General features: G+C 38.6%; 2 protein-coding genes. Both read right to left on the reverse strand.

Annotation, left to right across the window (positions count from 1 at the left end):
* Positions 1 to 261 (reverse strand): hypothetical protein (locus KTQ90_RS13325; protein WP_217318828.1); only part of this gene is annotated, 261 nt, incomplete at its 3' end.
* The gene (locus KTQ90_RS13330; protein ID WP_158463470.1) at positions 233 to 1,108 is read right to left on the reverse strand and encodes a peptidoglycan-binding protein; all 876 of its coding nucleotides are present in this window, start codon (positions 1,106 to 1,108) and stop codon (positions 233 to 235) included. The genes KTQ90_RS13330 and KTQ90_RS13325, both read right to left, overlap by 29 nt.
* Between the last annotated feature and the right edge of the window lie 315 nt (positions 1,109 to 1,423).

Genomic DNA, 1,423 nt, shown 5'->3' on the forward strand with positions numbered 1-1,423 from the left:
ATAAGTAAGCATAATGACAGTATTATCTATATGGATTTTTTTTCCCTCCAATGATGTATCGCTATGAATCAATGATGTATCGTTAGGAATCTTGGCATGAATACTGTCATTATGCTTACTTATTGGTACAACACGCTTATTTTGTTGGCATGATATACACGATATTGGTATAACCAATATCATAATGAATAGTAACAAGAGGTGTGCCAAGTTTGGCACACCTCCATTTTGTCTATTTAAATATCTTCTTTGATTTTGCATATGCATCCTTTCTTGCTTGCAAGCCATTTGTCCCACCATTAATCTCTTGCGTAACCTTTGTAACAGTTGCGTCTGCTGATAAAGAAGCCCATTGAGATATTTTGGTATTAATATCTTTGAACACATCCCAATACCAACCTGCACTCTCAAAGGTATAATTCTTAGCAACATGCTGAGTGGCATATTCCGCTGGAGATTTTATCTCCTCATCAGTAACCTTCAGCGTATCTTTCATGTAATTGTAGAATGCAGTGTAATTGTCCTTCCAAGTCAATTGCATAAAGCCTCCACCACAGTATGGTGCATATCGTTGGTACTGCTTATCATATTCACTTTTGGTCTTTCCTGGCACATAAATGTACTCAGTAAAGGTTCTTCCTTTGTCCGTCTCAACAAAACCTTGGGCCAGAAAGTGTCTGACTTTGGTCTTAGAAGTAATGTGGTAACGGTTACATACCTCATTCAGAGCCGTAACATTGGCTGGTTTTAAAACTTCCTTACCGAAACCCATACGAGCCAATTTTCCTGCTGTAATATTCACAACACCGTCAACTAGCCATTCTGTATCACTCACATTGTCCTGTAAGACAGCTAAACTTGACTGTCCCAACAATCCGTCGCTGGTCAATCCGAAATCTTTTTGGAATTTTGCGACAACACTCTTCAAAACTGAATCATAAGTTTCGCTTGTCAAATTGCAGGAATAGCCTTTTTGATTGAGCAAACCTCTACATGTAAGAACAGAATCACCTACGTCACCAACTTTCAAATATGCCGAACCTTGCTGGATTGCATAGATTGATGGTGCCTCGCGCGATACAGATTTAACACTTGTTTCAGTACTCATATATATATTGTTTTAAGTCCCTTTTAATCCTCTGCGGCTTAGTCGGGACTGTTGGCTGAGTCGTATCATTCAAAATTCATTTATAAACATTACAAACATCATGCCTATTATATTTGGGGTATTTTATTATGTCAAAGTGTCAGTTCAAACGACTTTAAGCTGTCAATACGGTATGCAACTTCTATATAAAAGTCAGCCGTCGTCGCAGAAAAACAGTCCTCGTACCTCAGACTAACTTCCTCCAACTATGGCACGGCAATAAAAATCCTTGGCGGTATGCCTTGAAATACTTCAAGACTATACTGCCAAGGACTT

It is taken from the genome of Leyella stercorea (assembly GCF_019052365.1).
GTDB lineage: Bacteria > Bacteroidota > Bacteroidia > Bacteroidales > Bacteroidaceae > Prevotella.